The 21,515-nt window shown below is 60.0% G+C and carries 20 protein-coding genes and 2 tRNA genes; 2 read left to right on the forward strand and 20 right to left on the reverse strand.

Annotated elements, in window-relative coordinates:
* Nucleotides 1–3: 3 nt before the first annotated feature.
* The 13 genes from ASG03_RS03305 to ASG03_RS03365 form a co-directional block, all read right to left on the reverse strand.
* On the reverse strand, nucleotides 4–1,203 hold the full coding sequence (locus tag ASG03_RS03305; protein ID WP_244475141.1) for a phage portal protein: 1,200 nt from the start codon (nucleotides 1,201–1,203) through the stop codon (nucleotides 4–6).
* 26 nt (nucleotides 1,204–1,229) lie between these two features.
* On the reverse strand, nucleotides 1,230–3,170 hold the full coding sequence (locus ASG03_RS03310; protein WP_062692188.1) for a terminase large subunit: 1,941 nt from the start codon (nucleotides 3,168–3,170) through the stop codon (nucleotides 1,230–1,232).
* Nucleotides 3,133–3,528 (reverse strand): hypothetical protein, encoded by a 396-nt coding sequence (locus ASG03_RS03315; RefSeq protein WP_062468587.1) that lies wholly within the window; start codon nucleotides 3,526–3,528, stop codon nucleotides 3,133–3,135. The genes ASG03_RS03310 and ASG03_RS03315 overlap by 38 nt, the downstream gene beginning before the upstream one ends.
* Nucleotides 3,529–3,911: 383 nt before the next feature.
* Nucleotides 3,912–4,100: a hypothetical protein gene (locus ASG03_RS21335; RefSeq protein WP_156381718.1), complete on the reverse strand. Its 189-nt coding sequence runs from the start codon at nucleotides 4,098–4,100 to the stop codon at nucleotides 3,912–3,914.
* 16 nt (nucleotides 4,101–4,116) lie between these two features.
* Nucleotides 4,117–4,194 (reverse strand) — tRNA-Pro (locus tag ASG03_RS03325).
* Between the two features lie 5 nt (nucleotides 4,195–4,199).
* Nucleotides 4,200–4,274, reverse strand: a tRNA-Met gene (locus tag ASG03_RS03330).
* Nucleotides 4,275–4,707: 433 nt separating this feature from the next.
* On the reverse strand, nucleotides 4,708–5,859 hold the full coding sequence (locus ASG03_RS03335) for a hypothetical protein (protein ID WP_062692192.1): 1,152 nt from the start codon (nucleotides 5,857–5,859) through the stop codon (nucleotides 4,708–4,710).
* Between the two features lie 2 nt (nucleotides 5,860–5,861).
* Nucleotides 5,862–6,260: a hypothetical protein gene (locus ASG03_RS03340; RefSeq protein WP_062692193.1), complete on the reverse strand. Its 399-nt coding sequence runs from the start codon at nucleotides 6,258–6,260 to the stop codon at nucleotides 5,862–5,864.
* Between the two features lie 203 nt (nucleotides 6,261–6,463).
* Complete coding sequence (locus ASG03_RS03345) at nucleotides 6,464–8,968, reverse strand: DUF3987 domain-containing protein (RefSeq protein WP_062692195.1); 2,505 nt, start codon at nucleotides 8,966–8,968, stop codon at nucleotides 6,464–6,466.
* A complete protein-coding gene (locus ASG03_RS03350; protein WP_062692197.1) occupies nucleotides 8,946–9,221 on the reverse strand; it encodes a hypothetical protein in 276 nt (91 codons plus the stop codon). Before ASG03_RS03350 ends, ASG03_RS03345 begins: the two co-directional genes overlap by 23 nt.
* Nucleotides 9,221–9,655: a hypothetical protein gene (locus ASG03_RS03355; protein WP_062692199.1), complete on the reverse strand. Its 435-nt coding sequence runs from the start codon at nucleotides 9,653–9,655 to the stop codon at nucleotides 9,221–9,223. Before ASG03_RS03355 ends, ASG03_RS03350 begins: the two co-directional genes overlap by 1 nt.
* Nucleotides 9,656–9,710: 55 nt before the next feature.
* The gene (locus tag ASG03_RS03360) at nucleotides 9,711–10,262 is read right to left on the reverse strand and encodes a hypothetical protein (protein ID WP_062692200.1); all 552 of its coding nucleotides are present in this window, start codon (nucleotides 10,260–10,262) and stop codon (nucleotides 9,711–9,713) included.
* Complete coding sequence (locus tag ASG03_RS03365; protein WP_062692203.1) at nucleotides 10,259–10,462, reverse strand: helix-turn-helix transcriptional regulator; 204 nt, start codon at nucleotides 10,460–10,462, stop codon at nucleotides 10,259–10,261. Before ASG03_RS03365 ends, ASG03_RS03360 begins: the two co-directional genes overlap by 4 nt.
* Before the next feature lie 177 nt (nucleotides 10,463–10,639).
* On the opposite strand from ASG03_RS03365, the gene ASG03_RS03370 reads away from it, so the two are divergent.
* Nucleotides 10,640–11,827 carry a site-specific integrase gene (locus tag ASG03_RS03370; RefSeq protein WP_062692205.1) on the forward strand — a complete coding sequence of 396 codons (1,188 nt, stop codon included), beginning with the start codon at nucleotides 10,640–10,642 and terminating at the stop codon, nucleotides 11,825–11,827.
* 2,079 nt (nucleotides 11,828–13,906) lie between these two features.
* Here the strand turns inward: ASG03_RS03370 and ASG03_RS03380 are convergent.
* Both ASG03_RS03380 and ASG03_RS03385 read right to left on the reverse strand, forming a co-directional pair.
* A complete protein-coding gene (locus ASG03_RS03380; RefSeq protein ID WP_244475142.1) occupies nucleotides 13,907–16,531 on the reverse strand; it encodes a hypothetical protein in 2,625 nt (874 codons plus the stop codon).
* 220 nt (nucleotides 16,532–16,751) lie between these two features.
* Nucleotides 16,752–17,063, reverse strand: a complete 312-nt coding sequence (locus ASG03_RS03385; protein ID WP_062692209.1) for a hypothetical protein — start codon at nucleotides 17,061–17,063, stop codon at nucleotides 16,752–16,754.
* A 33-nt stretch (nucleotides 17,064–17,096) separates the two neighbouring features.
* Between ASG03_RS03385 and ASG03_RS21340 the strand changes: the two genes are divergently transcribed.
* On the forward strand, nucleotides 17,097–17,444 hold the full coding sequence (locus ASG03_RS21340; RefSeq protein ID WP_156381719.1) for a hypothetical protein: 348 nt from the start codon (nucleotides 17,097–17,099) through the stop codon (nucleotides 17,442–17,444).
* A gap of 17 nt (nucleotides 17,445–17,461) precedes the next feature.
* Here the strand turns inward: ASG03_RS21340 and ASG03_RS21745 are convergent, their stop codons facing one another.
* The 5 genes from ASG03_RS21745 to ASG03_RS03410 form a co-directional block, all read right to left on the reverse strand.
* Nucleotides 17,462–17,680: a hypothetical protein gene (locus ASG03_RS21745; protein ID WP_210168546.1), complete on the reverse strand. Its 219-nt coding sequence runs from the start codon at nucleotides 17,678–17,680 to the stop codon at nucleotides 17,462–17,464.
* 72 nt (nucleotides 17,681–17,752) lie between these two features.
* Nucleotides 17,753–18,388, reverse strand: coding sequence for a hypothetical protein (locus ASG03_RS03395; protein WP_200934677.1), 636 nt, complete (start codon nucleotides 18,386–18,388; stop codon nucleotides 17,753–17,755).
* Nucleotides 18,389–18,414: 26 nt separating this feature from the next.
* Nucleotides 18,415–19,230, reverse strand: coding sequence for an ATP-dependent Zn protease (locus tag ASG03_RS03400; protein ID WP_082475515.1), 816 nt, complete (start codon nucleotides 19,228–19,230; stop codon nucleotides 18,415–18,417).
* Nucleotides 19,227–21,092: an AAA family ATPase gene (locus ASG03_RS03405; RefSeq protein WP_062693024.1), complete on the reverse strand. Its 1,866-nt coding sequence runs from the start codon at nucleotides 21,090–21,092 to the stop codon at nucleotides 19,227–19,229. The genes ASG03_RS03400 and ASG03_RS03405 overlap by 4 nt, the downstream gene beginning before the upstream one ends.
* The gene (locus ASG03_RS03410; RefSeq protein ID WP_062692214.1) at nucleotides 21,092–21,448 is read right to left on the reverse strand and encodes a hypothetical protein; all 357 of its coding nucleotides are present in this window, start codon (nucleotides 21,446–21,448) and stop codon (nucleotides 21,092–21,094) included. The genes ASG03_RS03405 and ASG03_RS03410 overlap by 1 nt, the downstream gene beginning before the upstream one ends.
* Between the last annotated feature and the right edge of the window lie 67 nt (nucleotides 21,449–21,515).

The raw sequence follows: 21,515 nt of genomic DNA on the forward strand, positions 1-21,515 counted from the left end.
TCCTTATGCAGCGCGTGCTGCGGGCGGTTCAGGCGTTGCCTGGGTGTCTTTGCCGAGCATATCGAGCGGCGTCATCGTGCCGTTGACGATCGAGCGGTTGCCGCCTTCGATCGGCGCCTTGTTCTCGTAGGCGCGGCCCTCATTGACCGTGTAAACGCCAGACTGGATCATCTTGGAGACGAAATCAGCCCGAGCCTCGCTATCGCCCCTCAACAGGCCTTCCATCGAGAATTTGACGACCATCTGCTTGCGCGTTTCGCTGCTCAGAAGGTCGCGATAAATAGCGGATTCGATGCTTTTCACCATTGGACCAAGACAGGTCTTGGTAAACTGGAGGATTAGTTGCTCGATCCCGCTGCCCCAAGTCGTGGTGCCGTTGGCCGCGTGGCCGATCATGACCGGCGGGACACCAAAGATGCGGCAAATCTGCTCGACGCTGTACTGGCGCGTCTCAAGCATCTGCGCGTCTTTCGGATCGATGGTGAGCTGCTGATATTTCAGGCCAGCCTCGAGGACGGCGATCTTGCCGGCGCGATCAGATCCGGCGAACTGCCCCAAGACATCGCCCAGCTGCTTGCGCTGCTCGGGCTTCAGGATCTGGTCCGAAGACAGAACCCCTGCAACCTGAAAGCCGTTGGCAAACATCTTGCCTGCTACGCGCTCACCTGAGAGAGCATTGCCTACTGCATTCCGCACAACGCCGATAGGCGACATGCCGCGGTCACAGCCCGGCAGAACTGCTCCACGGACGTGGAACATCTTGTCTTCGGCGATCCGGCGGCGCTTTCCGTCCTCAAGTACCTCGTAATAACGCGCGCCACGCCTGTCGCGGCAGACGTCGACGTTCAGAGGAGGTAGCGGGTTGAGCGCAACCAGCCTCGTTCCATTGAACTTCTTCTCAGCAAAGAAATTGCCGTCTAGGCAGAAACAGAGCGCGACCATTGCCCAGAAGTCCGACGCGGTGTCGTCCATATTGGGCATGTCGTGGAGCAAGCTGTAGAGGTCGGAGCTCGTGTCGACGGTCACGCCGTCAGCCTTGTAGACCAAGCACGGCAGCATGATGAACGCATTGCGGATCAGGTTAACGCACGCCCATACAGCATCAAGCTGCAACGCACTTTCAATCGTCACCGTCTCGCCTGACGTCGTTCCCAGCCCGAAGAACCCGCGCCAGAACTCGCCGTCGGTGAGTTTTATGGGCACTCCGCGCCATCTCTCAAAGAGGCCCATTAGATCACCATTACCATGTTGTTGATGAAGTCGCCGATGTCGGCCCCTGGCGCAGCTTCGCCATCAACCGCAGCGCCTACCGCCATTGCAGCAGCCACAGCCGGGTCGATCCTCACCGTTGATTTCTTCTTGCTGAACCACTGATTGCCCATCAGCGGATCCGTCTCGATTGCTACGCCCATGAGAGCGCCAAGCAGGACGGGAGATCGGCGCAAACGAATGCGCCCCTCAAGGATAAGCGTTTCCAGAGCCGCAACGGAACCAGGCATCCAGAGCCCCAAAGGTGCCTCAAGGCCAGCAGCCTTCGCCGCCTCGACCTTATCCTCGTCAGGCTTAGCCCGACGCTTGCCGCCCTGCGGATGCGCAACCGTCTTTAGCTCGACCCCGTAGTCGTCAAGCTCTGTTTCGAACTTGTCGAAGGCATAGCGGTCAAAGGCCAGAACGCCAATGCCGTGCTCCGTATTGATGCGCGAGAACATTGCCGCTACGTGGTCATAACGAACGCGAGCGCCCTCGGGAGCGTTGATGTATGGCTGACCAGTGTCATTGCCGTTGGCATCCTTATGAAACGTCTCGTTCCACAGCCGATAAGGAACATGGTCGACCTTGGACCGCTCATCCATCGTGTCGCGCGGCGTGAAAGCCTCGATCCACAAATCGTAAGTGGGCAGATCAACCTCTTCACCATCTGTTCTGACAACGCGCTTGGTGCCCGTCTCAATGATGAAGGCTGCGGCCGTCAGATCCTTCGCGCCGGACAAGTCGAGCCCAGCCGCATTGATCGTCTTGCCTTTGTGTTCGGCATACGGATCGAAGTCGGCCATGACCTTTTCAAGCAGCGGCCGCGGTATCCAGGCCGTGTCCGACTCTGTCCAGACGCAGAAGTGCAGCCGCAGAATGTTGTTGCGCTTTGACGGGATGTCCCTCGCCTGCGCGACGACGCCCTCGATGTACTCGTACTTGAGCGTCACACCCAGAAGCGGGTTGGCCTTCACCCAGCAGGACGGATCCGTGAACGGGTCGTCATCCTTGTCGAGCGCACAGACATAGCTGAACGTCTCATCGCTCGAGTTGTTGGTGCCGATGACGTCGCCGACATAGTGAAAGTCGTCGTCAGGCGTCTCCGTCCCAGCCGCAACCTTGACCGCCCACTGGTGCTCCGCCCAGCAGACGCTGTTGCGGTCGCTCCCGGAGTTTGTGATCATCAGCAACAGCGGCTGATCGCGAAATTTGAAGCCGCGCTCGAGCATTTCGATCGTGTGGCCGTTCGGATGTTCGTGCAACTCGTCGACCAGCGCCACATAAGGCCGCGGCCCGCTGTGCGCCTGCTCACGCGAGATCGGACGAAAGAACGATCGCGACTTGATGTGCGCCAGGTTCCAGACGGGATTTCCGCCCGACGGCGTCAGTTCACGAGAAAGCTTTGGCGACTGCTCATACATCGCAACTGAGTCGCGAAACAGAACGAAGGCCTGCGCTTTATCCTTGCCGGCCGCGTAGATCTCTGCCGCCGCCTCGCCGTCTGCGGTCATGCAATAAAGCCCGACCGCGCCAGCGAATGGCGACTTGCCCTGACCTTTTGCCTGCTCGACATATGCGCGGCGAAACCGTCGAACGATCTTGCCGTCCTCGTTCGTGCGCTTCCATCCAAAGATGGAGCCGGCGATAAACGCCTGGCTTGGCTGCAGGATGAACGGCCGGCCTTCGAACTGACCGCCATTGAGGCGCAGAACATCACGGCAGTAGCCGATAAAACGCGCAGCGCCCGCCGGATCCCAGATCAGGCCGCGTTTCGCGCCGTTCTTCAGGTCGTCGAGATGGCGCTGGCATGCGTTGCGGACGTGCGGCCCAGCGACCGTCTCGCCGGAGATGACAGAACGCGCATATGCAGTCGTTGGATCATCAGAAGTAGGCGTCGGCAGGGTCGGTCTTTTCGCCATCTGGCTTAGCTCCCGCCTTCGATGCGTCTGCTGGCGTAGCTCCCATTGATCCCAAGCATTGCCGGTAAAGGTTCATGGCCTGGACGCCGACATCTGTCTCGCCGTTGACCATGTCACCCATCATTCGCCCGCGGACTTTTGCCGCTATCGAGAGGACGCCTCGATGGCTCTTGTTGAGCCACGGAATTTCTTCAGCCAGCTCGCGCCAGGCCTGCTTCGCATTTTCGGACAGCCATGCGAACGGCTCACCCAGATCCCCGTCGACAATCGGCTCGTTTCGCTCCTCAAAACGGCCTTTGTTCTTCTTGTCAGCGCCAGTGACTGCTGCCTTGGCGGCTGGCGTTCTCTGCCGTGCCATGGCGTCATACCCTCATATTTTGAAATGTGGCGTTGTACGCGTTTGCCCAACGCCGTTTCCCTGCCCTTTCGGGGTCTGGACTTCGGAGGCACCCCGGCACCCCTAAAGAGGCCACCCATCCGCCCCGTAGGCCACGACCGTCTGCCCTGCGTCCTCCCGCTGCCCTCTCGAGGAGTGGCAAGGCTTGCAGGTCGAAAGGAACGGGCCCGACCAGAACAGGTCAAGGTCGCCCTTGTGGGCGATGCGGTGGTGGACCTCGTTGGCTTCGGTGATCTCTTCGCGCTCAAGGCACCATTCGCAAAGCGGATGCTCAGCGAGTTGCCTTTGCCGGACAGCGCGCCAGCGGGCTGTCTTGTATAGCTTGCGCCATGGCCGCGTGTCGGTCATCGGGCTGGCTGCGTATGCTGCACAACAGTAGCAACATCAGCCCATTGGCGATCGGTGGAGCAAGACGACAAGATAAGTAGCGGAATAGCCAAGGCAGCAGCCAGCAGAACCGTAGGCCACATGCCGATGAGGAATGGCAGAATGCGTTTGTGTGGTGGCAGGCTGGCTATCTTGTCGTAGTCCATGCCGTCCTCCGTGAGATGGTCTGCGTGGCTGGATTCGAACCAGCGGCTCCCGCAGTCCAAGTGCGGTACTCTGACCAGGCTGAGCTACACACAGATGTTTGGTGTCGGGTATGGGATTCGAACCCATGATTTTCTGGTTATGAGCCAGACGAGATGACCGCTTCTCTAACCCGCGCTATAAAACGAAAGCTGGAGGGAGCGCGGCTTACCGATAGCCTTGGCCACCGTGCACACTCAACCTCCAGCAGGATCGCTGCGGCGCCGAGGAGACGGAGCGGGCAGCGATGGGGTAACAGCAGTGCACCGCAAAGGCGATGTCGCGGGCCAAGCCCTGGACACTGCTGTGTAGGCAAACGAAGATGGCTGAGCGGAACAAGCACCGCTGCAGCATAGTCGCCGTCCCGGCTTGTTGATCGGGCTGTAGGCGCAGGCGTCACGCATCACTGGGCCGCGGCATCTTCGTTATGGGTGTTGGGGCTGGCTCGGCAACGCCGCGAGTTTCAAACGTCCGCGCGATGCCGACGCCCCAATAGAAAGGGGCCGCCGAAGCGACCCCAGAAGTAATGCTCTCATATAAATACGACGCGGCGCTCGGGTTTGCCGGACACTAGGCCGCAAGTTTCTGCGGTATGGGCTCAATGTCCATTCGTGCCGTCTCGTCCAGCGCAATGAGGGCATCAATTGCATCGTCGATGAGCGCCGGGCCACGCTTCTCCGCATAGGCCGGTCCCTGCCCCATCGCAACCCCGATCTCCTTTGCCGTTGCATCGCCAATTGCCAGATCGAGCACCTTCGCATGCTTCCCGAGATGTTGACGCAGAAACTCGACGAACAGTTGGCCTTCGACCTCGCGCAGGGTCACAGGCTCACCGCCCGCAGCGGCGGAGATCTCACCAAGCGGCTTGGGCTTCTTGACGCCGCCGACCCATGATCCAAGCACCAACGCGTCTGGGCATCGGCTTGATGTGTAGGGTAACTGATCAAACGGCACCGACCCGTCCACGCCAAGCGCCTGCAGTAGCGCCCGCCCCTCGGCAACACCGAACCGGCCGGCCTTGTCCTTTGCGCTTGGCTCCTCGCGAGGTAGCGGGTCAATCGAGCAGGAGATTGCAGGCTCGCCGGAAAACGGCTTGCGATACCCATCGGCCTTCAGCGGAGACACGGCGCCCTTTAGCGCCAAATACGCCCAGATAGCTGCTGCTGTTCGCTCAGCTGAAACTCCGCCCTTCGGCCCGCCCGAGCGCTCCACCGGCTTGAGCGGGCGTCCCTTGGCTGTTTCACCCCAGACGATGAGCTTGCCATCGCGGAAAAGCAGGTTGCCCAACTTGGTGTCTGATCCGCCATTGCGATTACGGGACGTATGCGGAATGGTCTCGGCCTTTTCGTAGACGTTCATTTTCCTCCCAGTGTCTGGCCAACGTTCGCGATCGATCACGGTCCATCCGATCGCAGCAAGCAACTCGCCCTCGCTGGGCCGGATCTCGGCTCGCGCTTCTGTATCCTTGCCGTCGGTGTCTTGCTGAAATGGCAGGACCGTTCCGGGGAAGCAGATGTTCCGCCATTGCCGCAGAGCGTGCACACGGCGTTCGTCGCCGCGGTACGCTAGCCGCTCGAGGGTCGGCCACGCCAAGACGTCGGGCGCGCGCTTGTTATCGTTGGCTGGGGCGAAGCCCTTGGCGGCGGGGCGCTTCTTTTCGGTCTGCTGCGACGCGGACGCCAGAAGCTCCGAGAGGCGCGACAGGTCTTTGTTTATTGTCATACCTAAATCCACTTCGGTTTGATATCTGGGATTTCTTCAATGGCGTTGGACAGCTCGGTAGTGATTCCGCCCTCGCCTTCTGCAAGTAGCGCCGCCTTGCCTCGCGCGAGCCGGAAGGCCCCTAGCCGTTCCCTCTCGGCCTCGCTCCGCGTCACGCACAAGCTCATGTCGTATTCTGCCCGCTGCCTGATCCTGTCTCGCTCCGCTTCAAGCTCCCCGATCTTCAGCTGCAGCTTTTCGATCACGCGCTGGGCATCGGCCAGATGGCGTCGATAGTGCTCACCCTGCGATCTTGGGTCCCGAGGTGCGCAGCTGTCGGCGGCGAGGGTCAGGTAAGCCTCCTTCAGTCTGGCAGTCTCGCGTTGAGCGGATTGCCCCGCGGTTTTGATGCGGCCGCTCATTGAGTAGGCCCGTGCGGTGACGTCGAGATGGTAATTGTCACTGGGGTCATGCTGATCACTCCTCTTTTGTGAAGTGGCCGCAAGTGGCCCTTGTACGCGCGCGGCAGTAAAATCGGCTTATTTAGAAAGAGAGAAACCAATTTCGTACTATTTGCCATGCGCGCAAGGGCCAGTTGGTGCCAGTTGTCGTCTCGTGGATGAAATTATGAAGTTGATGCAATCAAAGCGCGAGCCCGCTCTCGTCGGGCCTTCTCTTTCTCGGCACGGTGCCCAAACTCACTGAACACCAAAGGATTGACGGCGTAGGTCACAGAATCCCGACGAGCGCTTGGTTTCGGGTCTAGCCATGACATGGCGTCCAGCTTTCGCAGGATCTGCTCTGCGTCCTCCACATCCATTTCCCGCATAATCCGGTCGCCACGCCGGACATCGCGCACAGTTATGCTTTCCGGTTCATGGGTCAGGATCCACCCTGCCGTCGCCAGAAGGGCGTCATGCCGATCGGACATCCCAAGCACGTTCGTGTAAAATGCCAGCGCATGCGGAAACAGAAACTCGTGCAAGAACTCTGCGGCGCGTTGAGCCGTCTCGAGAGGAATGACATGCGGCAACGGCCTCCCTGCAAAATCGATGCAGTGGAACGTGATGCACAGCCGGCCGAAGAGACCGTCGTACTTGCCTATATGCGATGCCAACTTCTTGTTCAGGATCTCCCATCCCGTCGCCAATTCGTGGTGCTTTTCGGCGAGCTCCTGCCGAAGATCTTGACCGGCTGCATCAAACTTGAGCGTCGTTTCGCTAAGTCCTCCCATCAAGGGCCGCTTCGTGCGGTAAAGATCGCGCACCAACGCGCCATACTGGCCCACAGCGGCGGCTGGTGGCACGTCTTGCCCTACTGACGCCGCACCCATGCAGATGGGAAACAAACGCTGTAGGAGACCATCGTCGGCCGAATCCTTCGCGATCTGTTTAATTGCTTCTGGCTGGATGCCTCCAAGCATCGAAACAGACAGGTTCGGTATGCTCACGACGCCCCGGCCAACGCGGTTCACGCTGTACGACCCACCATTATACGCCGTTAACCAGAAGCTGCGGTCTGCAGACGCCCCCTTCCCCGTCCCATAGCGCTCCATGCTGCCGAACCAGCCCGACAGCTCATCGCGGATCAAAAGAACCCCTTCAGGGCTGTCCTTCAGAATCTCCTGCGCCGCCTCTACAGTCACGTCTTCTATACGGGTGCGGATTTGCGGCGGCGCGCGATTTGCCGCTTTACCCGCCTTGTCCAGGCCGTCCCAAACGCGCTTTTCGGCAAGGTATGTGCCGACGAGCTCGTCATCCAGCGAGCGGAGTGCGCGCGTTGCAGCGCTGATGATGGGTGACTTCTTCGCACTGGGATTACCGACAAGCGCCACCCACAGTCGCGGCGACTCCTGCCAGTCGTCATGCCGCTTCATTTTGAGAGTTATCGAGTCTGGTGTCGCCGCAGCGCATACTGCAATCGCCGCCGCCGCTAACCCGCCCGGATCAACACCCATGATGTCCCCTTGCGATAGAGCGTACTCCTCGATGATCGGGGGCAGGATTCCGAGCGGCAGACAAGGATGTCGGCGTTGCAGCCACGGGTCCACGAGCTTCGTGGAAGCTGGCTGGTTGTCGTTCGCAGCGACAGGTTCTTCCTGCGCTCGCCGCTTCTCGATAAAGCTGGCAACGAAACCGGCAGCCGCTTCCCGCTCTGCGGTACGCTCTGCACCGTATTTCGCCCACAGCCGTTCGAAATCCCTCCTTGGGTCGCGGGTTTCATAGCGCGCAAACCAGTCCCCTGTTGCCGACAAGAAGGCGGCGCACGCCTGCTCGGCAGTAAGCCCGTCAAATGACAGCTGCTCGACGACACGCGCAGCGAACTCCGACCGATCGCCCACGTCGTTGGCTGCAAGATACTCGACGGCTATCTCAGACAGCGTGATGCCCTCTATTGGCGGCAGTTCACCAAGTGGCCGCAACTGGCCGGAATGCGTTTCAGGGCCATCCCACGGGGCCAGCGCTATCCGCAGTTCCTCGACGGACGTAAGGCTTCCGTCCCACGCCTGCGCGACTGTGACAGGCGCTGGATCCGCATTCCGGCCTCGGGCGAGTTTCTTCGCATTCGGCCAGTTCAAGCAGCCGGGCACACGCCAGACGTGACTGAGATCAACGGTGCAGTGGTCGGCGTTGGCGCCGCGCTTTAGGGCACGCGCAAGAGGTTTCGCTTCCGCTGGCGATAGATACCGGTCGAGTAGAACGTTGCACTGGTAGTTGCCGGGCGAGCTTTCGATCACGTAATCTGGGTCGATCGGCATAGAGCCCGATCGTCCGGTATCGTCGTCAAGGTCTGCAACGAGTGCCAGCACGGCTATGACGTCTGCCTCGCCGCCTTTTTTACCTCGCTCGAGCGAGCTCCGCATCAGGTTTGGGCACGCGTACACGTTCGCACGCGGCGTTCCTGCATGCGAACAGATCGCTGCGACCATTCCCTCAACGTCGCCAACGGAGTGATGGGTTATGACGCCGCCGGCAGCATCCTCGCCTGTCGGGTTGGCAAAAAACACCGACACGACGAACTTGCCGACCAGGCCGGAAGCCAGTTGGTGGAGCATGAAGACGTGGTCTCGGATTGCCGCCTCGTCGAAGGCGGGCGCCGATTGGGTATCAGTAGCCGGAAGCGTTGCCATGGCGGTCACGTGCCCCTTTCAGTTCTGTTGCAGCGAGATCGGCGATTTGGCAGGAAAGAGCGGGAGAGAACGTCGCCAGCCGCCTGCCACCATTGGCGGAAGGCGCATATATTAGGAAGCGCCCATCGGGCGCCTCCATAAGCCGAAGACCAAACATTCTGAGGTCGTCTGACACCTCGAGGTCGAAGATCGCAACGGCCCGGACAGCTTTGCCGGGCTGCGGGGTGGTGCGGTGGATTTCGGTGATCTTCATCAGGCGGCAACCGCCAACTCTGAAACAAGATTGTGCTCTTCGAAGAATGCTTTCCAAGCGTCGAGACTATCGAACTGGTCACCTTCTCCGTCGAAGACTTTCCCAGATGGCTCGCAGATCGCCTCGTACTCTGTGAGCCCGTCATCAAGGTACCCAGCGAACAGCGGCCAGTTGCCAGAGTCCGTGTGGCACCACGCGATGACGGTGCGCTCGACGTACTTCCAGCCATCGTCCAATCGGATGGCGTAAATCGCACGGAAGCCGGGCAGCGCGGGGATTGCAGAGGTGAAACAGGGGTACAGATCGCCATGCGGATTGCCGGACACGACCGACCCGTCAGACATATGAAAACGCGTTTCATGGCTGAAAGTTTGGTAGGACAGGACGTGGTCAGAACTGACGTACCTGCCGTCTTTAAGGGCGATAATGGTCATGGATTCTCCTCCGCCGGACGCGCCGGACGCTTATGTTTCAGGATTGTTGGGGAGTTTAAGCGGCTACCGCCGACGGCGTGTCGCTGCAGCCGAAGCTGTGTATCGATTGGGTTTCGCTCATCAGCACCCGCGAGATGCCTGTCAACTGCGTCCATAGGTGATGCATAAAGAGGGCTGCGACAGTGGCTACGACTTGGTGCAGGTCATCGTCTGGCTCGCCCGGCTCACAACCTGCTAGGCGCCAGTCACTGTAGGACATGATATCTTCATCCTTGAGGGCGTCTTCCCATCTCCAAGTCTCTGCGTACTCTTCGTCGTGTCCGTTTTTCCATAGCTCCTCAGCGACCATGCCAGCGACGGCCACCATACGGACGTGCGGATGGTCACGCTCTTCCGGCATGCCGCGCATCGTCATATGGCCGACCCACGTCTTCTCCCCGAATGGATCGCCTGTCTCATTGGGATTAACCCAAGCTTTGGCCCGATACCCAAGATGTATGGCCATGAGAACGTGGCCGGCTTCATGAATTGCCGCTAGCCGACGATCATAAGCTTGGAAGCGCGCGAGCCTGCCCTGCATGCGCATGTTGTTCTGATGGCGCATCATGCGCTCGCCCTCTCCTGCTCGGAAATCCAAGCCAACAGCGTCGACCGACGCGCGCAGATCGTTTCTCCGATCCTGAAAGAAGGCATCTCGCCCTTAGCCACGAGATGGTAGACGGCGCGGCGCGGGAAGCCTAAATAGGCAGCGATTGCGTCCGCCCCTCGCAAAAGGTCCGTAGCCAAATTGTCGTTGTCTGCATTCATTTTCCGTTCTCCTCATTTTTCGCTTGACACGTTTGTCAAATTTCCTTAGATTGACATACATGCGCTAATGGGTTTATTGTGCGGGTAGTTTGCATAGCGCATTTTACATTTATTGTCAAGTGTTTTCTTGGCTGCCTCATGTTGCACGCACTCCGTTAGTCGCTTATGCGTGTCTGTATGACAGTGCGCACTCGAAAATGGACAACTGGCGGCGAGACTAAGACCGCCTGGATATCGGATTACACCGACCAGACCGGCAAGCGGCATCAGAAAACATTTCGGACCAAACGCGAAGCGACCGCTTTCGATGCGCAGACGCACGTCGAGGTCACGGGCCGGATCCATGTTGCCGACAGCGATACGATAACTGTAGCTGCAGCAGGCAAGCACTGGATCGCGGCATGCGAGGCGGCCGATCTGGAGCGGAGCACGATCGCACAGTACGATCAGCATCTCCGCCTGCATATTTCGCCTTTCATCGGCGACATGCGACTGAACGAACTTTCCATCCCAGTAATTCGAGCTTTCCTTGATAAGCTCAAAGCCAACGGTCGATCGGCGGCCATGGTCCGCGCTGTACGCGTTAGCATCGGTGCACTCCTTTCGGACGCGCAAGAGCGTGGCCTTGTGGTACGGAACGCCGTCAAGGACATTGGCCGTAGCAAGAGCAAAAGCAAGGCGGCCGCTCGCCACAAAGAGCAGGTGCAGGTCGGCGTCGATATCCCGACAGCGGCAGAGGTACGCGCCATAATCGCGGCGGCAGAGGGCAAGTCGAAGGTCTTCATCAAGACAGCCGTTCTGACGGGCATGCGTGCGTCCGAACTGCGGGGGCTTAGGTGGACCGATGTAGATCTCAAGAAGGCAGAGATAACGGTACGCCAGCGCGCCGATGCATTTCAGGAAATTGGAAGCCCGAAGTCCGCGAAAGGTCGTCGCACGATCCCTATTCCAAGCGGCCTGGTGGCAGCGCTCAAACAATGGAAGAGCGAGTGCCCAGACGGCGAACTCGGCTTGGTATTTCCGACGGGCACGGGAGGTATTGAGTACCACGCAAACATCGTCAAGCGCTGGTACCACCCTCCTCAGATGAAGGCTGGCATTACGATCAAGACGGGCGAATTCGACAAGAACGGCAAGCCCATCCTTGCCCCGAAGTACCCAGGCCTTCACGCCCTTCGGCACTTCTACGCCAGCTGGCTGATCAACAGACCAGAAGATGGTGGCCTCGGGCTGCCGCCGAAAGTCGTGCAAGACCGCATGGGCCACAGCTCGATTCAGGTGACGCTCGACGTGTATTCCCATCTGTTCCCCAAAGGGGATGACGGCAGCCAGATGGATCATGCCGCCAACGCGATTTTGGAATGAATGCGACAAGAGAGCGACATATCGTGAATAATTAAATATATACAACGATCTTTCACGGACTCTGACTCCGTTAGTCCTGGTTCGAATCCAGGTTCCCCAGCCAATTCTCCCTAAATACCCCTAATTCCTTGATTTTCCAGTCGTGCCGGATATCGTTTTGGCATCATTGGCGACCTGATGCCCAAAACTGTAGCCCACAGGTGATGCCCACGCGAAATATGCGCGACGGCAACACCGGCGGCAGGCAAGGGCAACAACCTGATGGCGGTCCGCCACGACGTCGAGAATCTCACCCGCCGCGGTAATATCTTCTATTGGCGTGCACGCGTCCCGAGCGCCTTCGGGCAATGCCGACCAGGCAGCCGGCTTTCACTGAGCCTTCACTGTTCTGATCATAAGAAAGCGCAGGCGATCGGCCGCAAGCTGAACTTGCTGGTCGCCGAACTGAAGTTGAAGCAGAAGGAACCCATGTCCAAGGCCCAGCTCCAAAAGCTTTGCGAACACGAACGAGACATGATGCTCATGCATCTTGAAGATGTCTCGATCGTGGCACGACGCTATGGCCGGCCCGCCGACATCGCCGAGCTGGAAATGGATGTCGAAAATGGATGGGCCTATCGACTGCTCGGCATGTTCGGCATCACCCATCACCTGACGCTAAAAGACAATTGCCGAGGCTTGGCCTACCTCAGGCAAAACGGGGTTCCCGCGTCCCATATTTCCGCCATCGGCTCCAACTATTTCGAACTGCTTCACGAGGCCAACACGCGCGGCTTCAAGGCGGGTATTCGAAGATTGATGCACCTCTTCGAAATCAGTCCAAACCCGCTCAACGAGGAAAAGGCCATGAAGGCCTATTTCAGTGGCAGGGCAGACGCTCTCTTCGACGTCGCGGAACGGCATCCACTCGCTGATCGTGACCTGAGCGAACTCACGGGTGGTTCGGCTTCGACACCACAGCCTGCCTTCATCGAAGTTGCGCCCTTGGAAACGACGACGCCATTATCGGAGATTGCAGCTCCCGTCGATGACGTTATCGAGTCCCCTAGGCTCGAAGCTCGGCCGATCTTGACACTCGATCTCGATCCTTCGCCGCGCGCCGCCGCGATCAATAAGCCGGTTGAGGAAGAGACGCGGCCCGTCATTCCCCTCGCGGATTTCGAAGCTGCGTGCGAGGAGCTCGTCGAAAATATGAAGGATGCTTGGGACGACACCACCGCACGTGACGCACGCGCTCTCGTTCGCATGTTCAAGGGCGTACTCGAAGAACACGGTGTTGAGCACACCGGCCAAATTACCCAGTACCATATCGGCAGGCTTCGCAAGCACTTCAACGATATTCCCGCTCGCTGGGGACAGAGCGCCAGAATGAGGGCGATGTCGGCACCCGAGCTTCGCGCTGAGGGCGAGAGGTTGCGCGAGAAGGCCGGGACGGAGGGCAAAGAGGCGGCCGTGGGCCTCAAAGCAGGCACCATTCGCAAACACCTTGGAAACTTGAACCACTTTCTGAACCATGTCCGCGGCCACGGATTCGAAATCGACGATTGGACCTTCGAAGGCTTGAGGCCGAAAAAGCCGAAACTTGGCAGTATTCGCAAACAGCAGCACAAGCCGACGCCCGACGAGATCAAACCCATTTTCTCCAGCCCGATCTATACAGGCTCGCTAAACCACGACAGGGGCCGCAAAAAGCCGGGACCGCACGTCTTTCATGACGCCGCCTATTTCTTGCCGATCATGTTCTCATACCTCGGGGCCCGGCGGCGCGAGTTTGCAGGGCTTGCATTAGACGATATTGCCGAAGACGATGGCGGTCTCGTGCTGATCCTGCGGACAAACAAATTTCGGCGGCTGAAGACCGAGCAATCAGAGCGGCTGCTGCCGCTCCCGCAAGAGCTGGTTCGCTTGGGCTTCATGGACTATTGCGCTGCGCTCCAGAACCTGGGGTACGAGGCCGTGTTCCCTGACCTCTTCTCCGATAAGACCGTGAACGATCCGGGCGACCGCTTCTACGACGTCTTCCTCCCGATCATGAAGCAGTCCCTCGAAGAGAAGATGTGGGATCGCGCTTTCCATGCGCTACGCCACGGAATGGCAGATACCCTCCTTCAAGCAGGCGTCCCCCCGTTGGTCATCGACGACATCTCGGGACGACTCAGTCAGGGCGGTGAGACCAGCCTTCGCTACACGAACCCTGCTGGTCTGCCGTTGATGCGCGATGCTCTCAGCAAGTATCCGATCATCACCGCCGGCATCGAACCCAAGCCGATCAAGCTTCTCCCATGGATCGAACAACGGTCGCCGCCGCCTTGGGCGCGCGAGGCAAAGAACGAGGCAAGACGCCGGAAATAATTTCCGACGCCTCCTTCTTCGTGAAGCAGCTTCCCAGACCTGGTTCAGGATACGCGCCGCAAGTGCCGCCTTGTCCTGCGGGAGAACGCGCCCGTAGTGCTTGGCGACCATTTCGGCGGTGTCCTGGATGGCGTAGCTCGCCTGCTCATAGGAGCCAGTCTGCTTCAGGATGTGGGTCGCCAGCACGTCACGGACATTATGAGGACCGTGCGGTAGCAGCCCCTTGATCGCGCCTCGTCCGGTATAGGGGTTATAGATGCCGTAGCGCTGAATGGTGTGACGCCACGCCTCGTAGAAACTCGTCGTGTCATAGGCCGCGTTTGTGCTGGTCGTCTTGACAGTCTTGACGAAGAACGTGCCGGGATCCGCGGCCGACCGCAGGAGCACCGAGCGGTGCCGGTCGACATAGGCGTCGATGTACTTGTAGAGGTCCAGGAGGTCCGGAAGCACGAGCCGAAACGGCTTGTCGCCAAAGAAGGACGAGTGCGAATTCTTGAAGGCGACCGAGGGAATGAAGACCTCCCAGCCACCTTCCCGATCACTCCACCGTATTTCGCCGCGCTTCATCTTTTCCAGCGCGCGTTCCGAGCGCGGCATCGAGCCTTTTGGATTGAGCATCAGTTGCCTGAGGTTCTTCTGGCGAAGCCCAAGATGCAAACCAAGCCTCAGCATCAGGAATGATCGGACCGCCTCGGCGGCCGGCCGAGGATAACGATGCTCATCCGGCATCAGGCGAATGATCTCCTCGGTGATTTTACGATACTCGCCAACGGGGCTTGCCGCCTCAAGGACCGGCATGATCGGCTCGAACGGATCGCGATGGACGCGCGCGATCCGCTGGATTTCCTTGACCCGGTGGGCAGCATGCTTGTGGAAATCGTCGCAGGCACCGTGCCAGTCCGCATTCGCATAGTCGATCTCATTCTGCGAGACGAGGCCGGCGATCGGTTGAACCCGCGCCAGAAGCTCCGGATGCTGCCGAAGCCATCCGGTCCCCTCCTTGGTGATCGCCAAGGCGATCCGCAACATGTCGACTTCCCAAGCAGTGAAAAAGCCGCGGCGCGTCTCCCGCCACTGCAGATACCAATCCCAGACGCCGGGGAAAATGAGGAGCCCGAACGTCAACTGCCGGACCGGCACCCCGTAGCCCTTCACCTCTCCATCTCTGGATGCTGCAAGGGCACCGAACATCAGCCCGAGATGCTCGATCTTTTGTGAGGCGGTTTCTTCGCCCCAGACCCCGTTTCGCTGAAAGCCGACCGACGTCAAAGCCGACGTTTTGAAGCGCACGAGGTCGGCCATTTCCATGGCGAGTGACGGTGGCGCTTCTATCACGCCTGACAGCAAGTCAGGATCCTCGACCCAGGTCTGCTCATAGTTCGCAGGCACAACGATCTTACCGTCGCGTGGCGCCCGCCCACCATAGGAGACGCCAGGGAAACGGATAGCGTAGCGCTGCTTGGCGGCGGCCGCCTGGTACTTCCGGTAGTCGGTCGTGCCGCTGATAATGACCCGCCGCACCCAGTCGACGATCTCCTCCCTTTTCTGGAAGGACAGCGTGTTGAAATCCTCAGGAAGATGCCAGGCAATACGACGCCGCTCCGCGGGCTCTATTCCGGAAAGCTCAAACCCTGACGCCGACCGCGAAGGGTGTGCAAGCTTGGATTTGAAATAACCGGCCGGGAGCCGGTACCGTCGCTCGATCCGCGACAGAATCTCAAAACTCTCGACAGTCCGCGGCACCTTCCGGCCTTCGATCCAGCTTAAAAGCGTTGTCTTTTCCGTAACGTCATCCGGACCGGTGATGGCACGATGGAGCGTCCAGTACGTTTCGCCATGGCGTCGGAGCTGGAGCTGCAACGCCTCGGAGAATTCCGTCGGATCTTCCCTGACGTCGAACAGCGCTTCTGGGAATTCGAGATTTGTGCCTGTACTTGCTGCGGTAGCCCCCGATGCTGGTTTGGGCTGGTTCTGGGTCGCGCGAGCTTGTCGGGGCCTCCTGGGCACCGCCTTCGTACTTGGCGTCTTTAGTGTTTGACGGACGTCGGGGTCTGCTGCCGCGGCTACGAGGCGCGTGTCCCGGATCCACCGACCAATCGCGTCGAAGGCCGGATCGATCTGACGTGCATTGCCGGCGAGCAGATTGGTGTCGAGGCCACACGCCGCCGCGACAACGTGCCAGTCCGTCCTGCCGTTGGTTCTTGGCGCCGGCCTCCTCGTCTGAATGAGCGTGTGCAAATACCACTTCAGCCGGGGAAGTTCGTCGTCCTTGAAAAGCGGCGCCAGCCGCAGTTGGCAGAAAGCATCGATCTTGCGTTGAAAGGCTTTGGCAGAAAATTGGTTCATTTCCATTCACGTAGCTGTTGTTGATCGTTCCCGCAGATGCGGGGCACGCGAGCTATGCGAATGGAGTTAACCTCCGGTAACCAAGGGTTTCCGTGGGCGAATGGCTTCATAAAAACGATTCAGTTGCAAACGGCGTTTCACGAAGTAACGGGGGGACGAAGTCCCCAATGATAACGCCGTTTGCACAAAAAGTTGGTGATCAGGCAGAGCAGATCGCCAGAAATCGTCAGCCCCGCAGGTGAGGCTTACTTCGAAAGGGCTGGTCGTCGCGGGCATAGCGATCGACGAGATCATCGAAGACCTCGTCCGCTGCCCGCTCGTCAAAGCCCTGGTCAACCAGAACCCCGACAACGGCGTCGCCCAGCTCCTCTATCCAGTCCTGCCGTCCTTGGTCGAGATAGCTGGTGATCGTCCAGAACAGCATCGCTCGCGCGACGTCGTCGCGATCCGGGCGCCGCTCGGCCCGATGCCGGTCCCGGAGCCGCTGCTGCCGTTCCCTCTGCTTAGCGTTCCGCTCTTCTAAAGACTGCCGCGCCATGTCTTCCCCCCTGTTTTCGTTGATGGCACTCTTATGGTCAGGGGACCGGCGGCATGGCGCAAGGCGTTTGTCGCCGAAACGAAATCATTGTGTTTTGAATCGGAATTCTCGAGTTTTGAATCAAATGAGCGCAATTTGTTTCAAGTTGCGGGCACGTCGAGACAGGTTGCCGGCAATCCCGCGGCTATGTTGACGGCGCCGGACGCACAGGGTGCGACCATTCCGATTTCGGTTGAATCGGAAATCTGGACGATCGAAACGTTTGCCCCGAGCCTGGAAACGTTGCCCTCGACTTTCGAATCGTTAGCCCGGAAGTTCGAATCAAATGAGCGCAATTTGTTTCAGGTTGCCGGCGACCTGCATCAGCTTGTTCTAAGGTAGATCAACTTGCGGGAGACTTAAGCCTGCTGACCGAGGATCCAGCCTTCCCACGTTTTGACATCATCAGCTTGCGGTACGCCTTCGCCCCGTCGGCCATCGACAACGTCGATCATGCCGAGCAGGCCGACCGTCGCGTCGAACCGGTCCTCACCGTCCTTGCCGTTTCCGAAGCCGTCGCTGATCAGACTTTGGAGTTGGCTCCCATCGACGTGTGGCCTGTTCTCCAGCCACCGCATCAGATGACTTGCCACGGACCGGCGTCCGTCTTGCTGTCGCTTACTCCAAACAGGGCGTCGGGGAATTCCAAGCTAGCAATAAACGTCGCCGGGATAGGTCTCGGCGACAACAGTGGCGCCCGGCATCATCAACTCATGGAGCGGCCCGTCGAACGGCCAAAGCGATAGCTCCTCCAAGTTCGGCAGGATAATCTCACGCCAGCCGGCCAAGGCGGCCTTGCCTACCTGATTGCCGCCGAGCGTCCAGAACAACATGCAGGCGTCGCCGCGATCGGGCGTCGCCCGTTCGCAGCGGCGCAGAAGATCCCTGGCCGTCAGCCCCAAGCCGTCGAAAAGGTGCTGACGCTGCGTGCCCCCCGGCCGCATCGGATAGAAGGGTCGGTCGATGGAGATTTCGCTGTGATGCTCCGCGACATCGAACCAACGCGAAAAGCGTGCGTCCCCGAATGACCGCAAAAAAGAAGGGAAGTCGGGTGTCCCTAGAGTTCTGCCGTAGGCGGCAGGAAGACCGATCGGGAAGTCGAAACCCATCAGCACTGCGGCGTCTGCTCCCATCCGCCGCCGCAGCCGATGTCTAAGGTTCCGCGTGTCGCCGACGGGCTCCGGCGCCGAAAGGACCCATGTCTCGTCCTGCCGGACCGAAAGGCACATCCACCGCTTCCTGCCGTCGATACTCCAGTCGCAATGTGCGATAACCGTTATTGACATTCCGTCCTCCATCCCTCGCTCTGGATTTACGAGGCACCGGCCAGGATGTCCATGACCGCCTGACCATCGAGCGCCTGGGCGTCGAAGAGCGCGCGCACCAATCGGTCGAAGGCCCGCCGGTTCTGGATGATGACCTCCATCGCCCGTGCCTGCGCGAACTCGAGTCGGCGATGCACCCGCTCTGCCAGATCGGCGTCGCGGCTGAGTGTCGCGGTCGGATCTTTGTGTCCGAGATAGAGCAGTGGATGGCGGCCACCAAAGCCGAGCGCCTGCTCCATATCGAGCGCAATGCGAGTCGCGCGTGCAAGATCGCTCTCTTCGGCGCCGCCGGAGCCTGCCGATACGGTCTTGAGCACAATCAGCTCGGCGGCGCGGCCTGCCATCAGCATTGCCAGCAGCCGTTCGTACCAAGCTTCGGTATCAGGTGCATTGGTCGCAAAGGTCAGCAGATTGTGGCCGCCGTCTTTGGTGTCGATCGTCAGCCCCTTGATCGACCCGAGCCGCAGAGCGTGATGAACCACCGCATGGCCGGACTCATGGATCGCAAAGCGCCATCGGACATCATACGGGACCGGCGGGCGGTGACCGCGAATGCCGTCTTCGACATCGGCGTAAGTAAGGCGACGCTTTTCGCGGCGAGCTTTCAATCGCGCTTCACGGACGATGCGTTCAATGTCGGCGCCAGTCAGGCCCATTGCTCGGGTTGCCAGACGTCGCAATGCCTGAATCACCGGGTTATCCTGCTCGGCCGTCTCAGGTCTTTCGATGCCGCGTCCACCATCGTCCTCCAGGATGATCTCGATCTCGTCCATTGAGCCGCCAACTTTGGTGTTTCCCATCATGGTTGACCTCCGATCTGGGTGTCAGGCGCGGTGACGGCATCGAGGTCGCTGCCTAGATGATGGGCGAGAATTCCAGCGAGCGTTGGAATATCTGGTCGCGGGATTTCGATGTGCGTTTCCAGCCGTCCCGAGCGGCGGATCGCCTCATCGATATCGTCCGGCCGGTTGGTGGCACCGAGGACGATGACGCCGTCGGTTCTCACGGCGCCGTCGAGAAGCTCCAGCAGCTTGTTGACGCACGCATTCCAATAGTCGGCGTATGGTCTCGACGCCGAGGCGCGCTGGCCGATGCCGTCGATCTCGTCGATGAACAGGATGCACGGCGCCTGACGCCGGGCCTCGGCGAACGTGTTTGCCATGCGATCCAGCACATCATGCAGATACTCGCCCTGCAACCAGGTCGAGACGGACGTCACGACCAGCGGCACTTGCAGCGTGTTGCACAAGGCGCGTGCGAAGGTGGTCTTGCCGGTGCCCGGCGGCCCGGAGAGGAGCAGCTTCGTGCTTATCTGCGACCAGGCGAGTTCACCCGCCAGATAGTCCCTGAGATCGACTTTCAGGCCAAGCGCCCAATCTTTTGCTGCACCATAGCCCGTCAGCGTCTCAACGCTCAGCACGGGCGGCACAGCCGGCCTCGATGCCTCATCGAAGGGCTCCGGCTGGATCACCTCGGCGCCGGTTGGCTTGCTTTTCGATTTCGCCTTGCCCTTGGACGAGGCGGTCGACGTCGATGCCGCGCGATCGCCGCTATTGCCGCCATCCCGCGACGTCTGCTCTCTTCGCTCGCTAGGGCTCTGCGTGATCAGCCGCCGCGAGGCATCAGCCTTGTCTTCGTTTTTGTCATCTTCCCTGTCCTCGCGATTGAGCGCCGCCAGACCGGCGAGCGCATCAAGGCTGGAGAGGATTGGGCGTCCTGGGCGGATGGCGATGGCGAGATCATCGAGCGTCAGCGCCTCCGCGTCGATCTTCGCAATCCAACTGTCACGGCGCATGACCGCCTCGCTGTCATAGATGGCTTCGAGCAGGTCGGCGATCAGCAGGCGATCGATCCCGGCACCCGTCAGCCTGATATCGCAGGTCAGATCCACCTGATCGGGAATGCCAGTGTGTTTCTCGGAGACCGCGAGAACCGGCGTGCCATCCGCAAGCGCCCGCAGCAATTGCCCGCGCAGGGCCGCTCGGCTCGGGCGGTTGGTCTCTCCAGCCGGGACCTGCAAGAAGACGCGCCGGGTCTCGCTGTCTACCCACTTCCATAGATCGTCGGTGAAGGCAAAGTCCGCCGTCACGCCCGTGTAAGGTCCGTACGGCACGATGCCGGTGTCTTCGATGAGTTGCGGCAGGGCCCGCTCAAAGCCGTCGGCGAGGACTGCGACCGAGAAGACGGGTGCGGGCTGGCGCAGGACCGTGCTCAGATCGCGCAGTGTGACGCCGGACTGTTCCAGTGCCGCAGCAAGCAGTAGCAGGGTCACCATATGCTTGGCGCTCGGACGATACCCTGCCTCGGCAACGACACGCACCGCGTAAGCAAGTGTGGCCGTGTTGGTATCTGCCTCGTTTGCCGAACGCCGCGCGAGATACGCCGGCCACACCGGCACGGCCGGTACGAGAACAGGTCGGCCGTTACCGTCCTGCGGCGCCTCGATCAGAAAGCCTGCAAGGTGCTCCCCCACCCATTGCAGGTCCCGATCGGCGTTGCCGCAAAGATGGGAGGGATCGAAGGCAGGACTGAAGCGGCCGATGACATGACCGTCGATGATGGCGGTGCTCATCGTCAACAGGCCGTTGCGGACCGCGAGACGACGGACGGCACGGCGTTCGACATGGGCGAGACGTCGAAGGAGGAAGGAAGCCAGACGATCCATCAGCATTCCTCCTGGATCGCCGGATGAGCGGAAACAATTTCCGTCGGCACGCCCTGACCGGCATTCGTCCGATGATTGGCGCCGGCCCTCCTCTGGAGGCAATCGAGAACGAGCCGGCAAGTGGGATCGCCGGATTCTGCCAGGTGGCGGAGTGGTTCGAGCACCACAGCGGGAATAGCGGCTGTGTCCGATGACCCCTGCCGGGTCAAGGCAAGAGCGAGGCCGATGATCAGAGCCGGGTCGTCCTGCGGACGAGGAGCCAGAAGAGGCTGATTGGGCTTGGAAGCTCTCGAGCCGCCCGGCTTGAGGCGGGCAAATGTCGATGTTGCTTGGGTGGACATGATGTCTGCGGGCATGCAGGATCTCCTCGCCGGTCCGGCTTCAGCGGACGGCGTCTTCTCAAGGATGATGGAAACGGCAAGG

It is taken from the genome of Rhizobium sp. Leaf341 (genome assembly GCF_001424325.1).
Lineage (GTDB): Bacteria > Pseudomonadota > Alphaproteobacteria > Rhizobiales > Rhizobiaceae > Ferranicluibacter.